Source organism: Bradyrhizobium viridifuturi (assembly GCF_001238275.1).
Classification (GTDB): Bacteria; Pseudomonadota; Alphaproteobacteria; order Rhizobiales; family Xanthobacteraceae; genus Bradyrhizobium; species Bradyrhizobium viridifuturi.
The window spans coordinates 1-5755 of the sequence record NZ_LGTB01000100.1; the positions used below are offsets into that span (position 1 = coordinate 1).

At 57.8% G+C, this 5755-nt stretch carries 4 protein-coding genes and 2 pseudogenes; 2 read left to right on the plus strand and 4 right to left on the minus strand.

Features of this window, described 5'->3' with window-relative positions; genetic code table 11:
* A pseudogene (locus tag ALC15_RS40680) lies at positions 1–246 on the plus strand (IS5/IS1182 family transposase); the annotation flags it as partial.
* A 399-nt stretch (positions 247–645) separates the two neighbouring features.
* Here the strand turns inward: ALC15_RS40680 and ALC15_RS47445 are convergent.
* The 4 genes and pseudogenes from ALC15_RS47445 to ALC15_RS45715 all read right to left on the minus strand — a co-directional run.
* Positions 646–990 (minus strand): annotated as a pseudogene (locus ALC15_RS47445) (transposase); the annotation flags it as partial.
* A 945-nt stretch (positions 991–1935) separates the two neighbouring features.
* The gene (locus ALC15_RS40685; RefSeq protein ID WP_244486496.1) at positions 1936–2487 is read right to left on the minus strand and encodes a globin domain-containing protein; all 552 of its coding nucleotides are present in this window, start codon (positions 2485–2487) and stop codon (positions 1936–1938) included.
* A 308-nt stretch (positions 2488–2795) separates the two neighbouring features.
* Positions 2796–4589, minus strand: coding sequence for a di-heme-cytochrome C peroxidase (locus ALC15_RS40690; RefSeq protein WP_050632120.1), 1794 nt, complete (start codon positions 4587–4589; stop codon positions 2796–2798).
* Between the two features lie 187 nt (positions 4590–4776).
* On the minus strand, positions 4777–5130 hold the full coding sequence (locus ALC15_RS45715) for a hypothetical protein (RefSeq protein WP_128089749.1): 354 nt from the start codon (positions 5128–5130) through the stop codon (positions 4777–4779).
* 40 nt (positions 5131–5170) lie between these two features.
* Here ALC15_RS45715 and ALC15_RS40695 point away from each other — a divergent pair, with 40 nt between their 5' ends.
* On the plus strand, positions 5171–5458 hold the full coding sequence (locus ALC15_RS40695; RefSeq protein WP_244486497.1) for a hypothetical protein: 288 nt from the start codon (positions 5171–5173) through the stop codon (positions 5456–5458).
* Positions 5459–5755: the final 297 nt, after the last annotated feature.

Sequence of the window (5755 nt, forward strand, 5' to 3'; positions counted from 1 at the left end):
ATCAGGGAGCTCGCCATGAAGAAGGGTGCGTGGGCCAACATCCCACCAAAAAGCAACCGCAGTGGTCCGATCTGCTTCAGCCCGTATCTCTACCGCGCTCGCAACCATGTCGAGCGGTTCTTCAACAGGATCAAGCAATGTCGCCGGGTGGCGACGCGCTACGACAGATTGGCCGCCAACTACCTTGCCTTCGTTCAACTCGCGTCGATCAGGATATGGCTGCGCCTTAATGAGTCCGCGTCCTAGAGCGCAAGACTCTGGAACAAGCTAAGTGCGACGGAAAGCTTGCGGCTGCGCGCAAGGCGCAAAGGAAGCTTCAACTGTTACCGGCCCGAAAAGAGAACTGGTATCGTGTTGTGAAATCCTGGAACGGACTGGCGGCGACTTATCTGACACGCGAGGCTCTCGCCAATACCTCGCCCCGATGGAGCCTAAGGGGCATTTCAAGTAGCGACTGTCCTCCGACGGTGCCTGCGGTCGCGGAATAATCTCAAGCGACCTAAGTTCTGATAGCGAATGGGCAGCGTCGAGCGTCATCTTCAACGGCTGAATACTGCGACGTCCTGTGGACCATCGCGTCATTGCGACGCGCTGCGGTATTTAATAGGTATCGCGGCATAGCCGACATCGAGTAAGCTTCATCAATCAAACTCGATGTATGAGAGGCGCCCCAGATAAGATAGATATTCGGGGCGATCGCGGCGAGCGCATTGCTTCCGGCGATCGATTGGGATTGTTCGGGTCGCGCGGCTTAGCCGCCCTGGCGATGTCGCGCTCCACGATGTCGCACTGCTCGCCATAGAGAATGAATGTCTTGTCTCGAAAAAGCGAGCGATCGCCATCTAGCAATTCCAGCATTTGCTCCACGCTGTTGTTGCCGTTACCCCCGTCCATCAGCACGACACCACGCGGAAGGCCGGTCGCACAGGCCCATCGCAACTGCTCCAGCGCGATCTCCGGCTTGGTCCGGAAGCCGACTTCGGCAGGAATGGAAGATCAAACATGCGAAAAGGCGAGGCTGTCCCCAACGCGCCCGCGCTGCCAGTGAAGTTAGCAGCGATAGCTCGGCGCTCGCGTTGGACCATGAAAGCGCTGTCCCTACCACACGCTGCAAACTGCAAGCTTCGGCGGCGAGCCTTCGCCCTTGGATTAGCGAGGACTGACCACCTTGCCGCTTCCACGGCGTCCCGTCGGGGTTAGGTCCCCCAACATGTGTGATTCTTTCGTGAGGGTTCGGTCTGTCCGTCTTGTTGACGTAGCGCCGGGCCGCAATGCCCGGTAGCAATAAAAGCCCTTCGCCAACCGATCCGCTCTTAAAGCGTCATCGACCCGGTCCTAGCGTGTCGGCATAATGGTTCCGGCAGCATATACACGGTCTATGCCGTCGAGAATGGCGACAAGTTCTTCACCCGAGGAACTGTGCTCGCTCATAGCGCGGGGCCAGGAAAGCTTAGCAGCACGACTGTCTCGTATATCACGAGCGGCACGGGCGCTCTGGCTAATATTCGGGGAATTGCGCGAACCACTGGCCACGCCGATCCCAAAGCAGGGGTAAATGAGTCGCAAGTCGAAATCGAATATTCGATCGGCAAGTAGTTGCGGACACACTGAGCGGTCTCACTCCGCGCAAGTATGCATCGCGTCGATACGCGCGTCAGTGTCAGGCTTTCCGAGCGGGAGCGGATTCTGCGCTCGGTCCGCCCAACCGCCCCCGTTCACTCGCGATCCCGCCGATCTGCCACTGCGAACCCCACGTCACACGCCTGCGCGGCAGCGGTCAGGGGGAGACTGCTCTCATCCTGATCGTCGCGCTATACACGCCAAATCCGACGCGACGAAGGCTCAAGGAACGGCTTGTCGGAGCGTGTTGAGCTGTCAACTCTATAGACCAGCGTTGTGCCGTGACGCCTCCTATGGGTGTCGCATCCGCCGTTGTCAAAACGAACTGTGCCGGCCAGTCGCGCGCAGCATCTCGTTCTGGGCGGTGGCGTAAAGTGTATGCCAGGACTCTCTCAGCTCAGGGGTGAAAGAAGCGCCGAATTGTCGCTCAAAGCTCCACATCAACGCCTCGCCCATTGCGACAAAGTGCGATGGCTGAACGCCAAGTATGGCGTGCTTGTGACCGGAAATCGCGATCAGCGACTGGAACATCGGTCTTTCGTCGAGCGAGGCGACCAGCGCCGTGATCATATCCAGCACCTTCTTCCGCTGCTTCTCAGTATCGCCGCCGAACATTTGTCTTGCATCAGGAGCTAGTTCGACGAACCTGTTGTAGCACAGGTCAGCGAGGTCGCGGCGGATCGGCCACATCGCGTCAAATGATGTCCTGACAAGGTCGACCTGCTCCGGCGTACATTCGTCACACCAGCAGGCTCGTAAAGAATGGTCTTGTGATCTCTGCGGCTGAGGGCTCCCTCTCATCTGAAGTGACGACGGAGACAAACTGGTGTTTGCAGTTCCAGCAGCGCCAAAGATCTTGAGCTTCATTCGCGTTGACGAGCTCGTGCCACTCAAGGGTCACTAATCCAGAACCACAGCGAACGCATTCTTTGTGATGCACTGTTGAGCTTGGGAGCATGTGGAACCTCTTTTCTTACACACAAGCGACGCATACGGCAGAGGGGCAAACGTTGGTGGGCCATCACTTGTGCGACCTTGAGCAACTGCGCTGGATCAGATGTCCACTCCAATGCTCGCGCCGGCAGCGAGAACTCGGTGAATGAGGGTCTTTTGCGCAAACGATACTGGAACCGGCAGCAGGCTGGAAGCCGGTCAAAGAGGGGCGGCTAAGCGGGTCACAGTGTCTTGAGGTATTCAAGCAACGCCTTTTTGTCCTGATCGCTCAAACTTGTCCCGTACTCGTGGCCGCATCGGCTATTTCCAGAGTTGATATTGCTGCAGTCCGTCACGGATAGAGTGTCGCTCAGCGGCTCCTGGGTAGCAGCAAGACCAACGTTTTCAATGTCGTATTTCCGTCCGACGCTAAACTGCGATCTGCGCTGCCCTGATGGCTTGAGCAATTCCGCCAGCGTCGGGACCGAGCCGTTATGGAGATAAGGTGCGGCGGCCCAAATACCCTGCAGAACACGGGCCTCGTAGGAGCCCCACGGAGGGAGCTGAGCGTGAGACGCTCGTTCTGCTCCCTGCCGCCTGGCCTTTTTGATTGCTTCCGAGGTGCTGACAGTATCGAAAGCCGTTAGCAGATCCTGCAGCGTTGGCGGTAGCCGCACCAGCCCCAGAGACTCCGGTGTGTCCGACGATCCCGGATCTGGCGCCGCTGCCACCCGGGCATTGGTTGAAGGGGCGCCGCCGGCCAACAGGTGTTCCGCGATCGAACCAATGACCGAGGTCGCAAGAATGTTAAGAATCTCATCGTTCTCCTTGAGGGGGGCGGTCGCGAAGGGAATGTACGCTCCCTTCAGCACGCCCGTATTCGCTTTCCAGGCGAGGATGTCGTATTCTCGTGTATCGGTACCAACGTTCTGGACCGGAGTTCGCCATGTTTTGACAAATGGAAAGCGTTGCTCTCCGTCTTCTATCCCGTGGCAACCGCTACATCCCGCTTCAGCGGAATCCCTTTCAAAAATCGCTTTGCCGCGCGCGGCTAAAGCAGCGTCAATCGTCCAGGGCCATTTCGGAGGGCCGATCCGCTTCACCAGGTTTTCAAGCTGGCTCAGGCCGTCGAAATTGGTGGAATTATTGTCAAGGAAATTGATGATCGCGCCCTGGCGCTTCGGCTCGAACGTAGCGAATACTCCCAGAACCTCGCCAACGTTCCGAGCCAGCCCCAAGATGTCATTTCCATTTTTTGCGAATCCAGGCCATTGCGTCTTATCTTGCCGCGGCGAATTCCAGAGGAATGGGTATCTCACGGGAGCGTCCGCGGTTTTCATGTTTCCCGGGATCATGAAGTCGGGCGGCGGGCCTATGTCCAGTCCGGATATGCGGTTGAAAATCATCCCCACAGCGTCCAGACGGCCAACTCCCCAGCCGGTCCTGGGCAGCGCGCGCACAATAAGCGTGTGAAACCGCAAGTACCACCCCTCGACCTGCCGACGAAGATCCGCAACGTCGGCCGCGTCCGGCGTTGTGGACTGCAGGACAGCTGCAGCAAACGGAGCGAACGAGCTGTCACTGGCAATCACGTCGCCCACAGCCTTGTCCAGATCGCCAAGCAATGCGTAGAAGTCTACAAACGCCGGACCGCCATCCACCCGATACACCTTGCCATCAGCTTCGATCTGGCGCGTGTGACAGGCTGAGCAGGTCATTCCGACGACCTGGAAGTCTTGAGGGCCAGAAGCGTGAAAGCCGACGGGAAGATTGGCCGTGTTTGCAGGATTCGGTAGATAGCCGTACCGTGACAAACCATCCGCTAGGAATGGCTGCCCGTTCCTTTGCTTCAGCGCCTGCATCCAAGACAACGTAATCAAACGCGAGCCCTGATCGCGCGAATAGAAGTCAGCTCTCGCTGCCGCGGTCCAATCCACACCCTGGTCAAGATAGATGGGATTGGCGTCGGTGCCTTGAGCATCCGATTTTGTCGTGACGACAAACGTTAAGGCGATCAGAAAGAGAGTGCGGAGCATCGTGTGTCCTACCGCTTCCATTGTCGCAACAGCCCGAGGCAACTTTCGCCGGAACCCGCGCCTTTTCTGGCAAACCTGGGCTTGCCTTTCGGCCTGCAGGCCATCGGATCATTGGTTATCAAAGGGCGCTATGCAACAAACTTCAACCTACCAAGTCTTGGGGGAAGCAACTGCATTCGGAAAACGATCATCGCGTGGCCCTGGATTTGTCGGAGGCATAAGGCGTGCGGCATCGCAATTGTGGAGCCTCACTGCCACATTGGTTCCGAGAGATCTTCCCGATGTCGATCTGGAATGGCGCAGGATCGACCAAAACGCTCTTCAAGGCGCCGCTCACTGATCGACAATCTTCCGGTGAGAACGACGTGCAAGCTAGGCCGGTGAAGCGCGCGAGCAATGACTGACGGGCTAAAGAAACATGAGGCGTGACCGTAAAGACCTGCTCAGCGAATTGAACAGGAATCGCGGCCGCAATCTCGCTGCCGAAGAGTTTGAAGCGGTCGCGAACCTCACGCTTCGCCGAGGAGTTCGGGAGCGTCAAGCTGGCCCACAGCTTCGCGGTCGGTTCAAGGTATTTGACGGTGCGTGTCGAAGGGCTCGACGGAAGGCAACTCAGCGGCACGGTGCTAAAAGGCGAAACAGTGACCGATATCCACGAAGAACGCGTATTCTGGAATGATACCTTTCACGCCGAGATATTTGATTTCCGCGGCCAGGTTCATTTTGCCCGCTTTGATGGCTGCACCTTCGTGAAATGCACCATCGTGCTTGATAGCAGCGCCGAACAACTCGCCTTCACCGGCTGCACGTTCAAGGACTGCAACATCGATCATATCGACGCAGACGAGGCTCGCGGAATTGTTCCGTGACAACTTTTTCGATCGCCCCATTGCGGAGCGTAAGGCCGATTTCGAACGACGCTTGGCTGAAGCGCTGAATCGGCGCCTAAAGTCCTAAATGCCGAACGCTTAGCCATGGAGCTTCACGCCACCAACGACATGCGGGGCGATCTCCGCGCCGGCTCCATCAATTACCGCACTCGACTCGGTTACCTTTGTCCGGGTCGCCCCGGCATAGGCTGAGGCCGGAGTAACTTAGTCGCCCGCGACCCTAGACCTCGCGGCACAGCTCCCCTACTCATTGGGGAGTACCGGAGTCATACGGAT

Excerpts from the sequence above, each read along its gene's own strand:
- ALC15_RS40685 (WP_244486496.1), bottom strand. The coding sequence starts at position 2,487 with ATGAAGCTCAAGATCTTTGGCGCTGCTGGAACTGCAAACACCAGTTTG.
- ALC15_RS40690 (WP_050632120.1), bottom strand. The coding sequence starts at position 4,589 with ATGCTCCGCACTCTCTTTCTGATCGCCTTAACGTTTGTCGTCACGACA.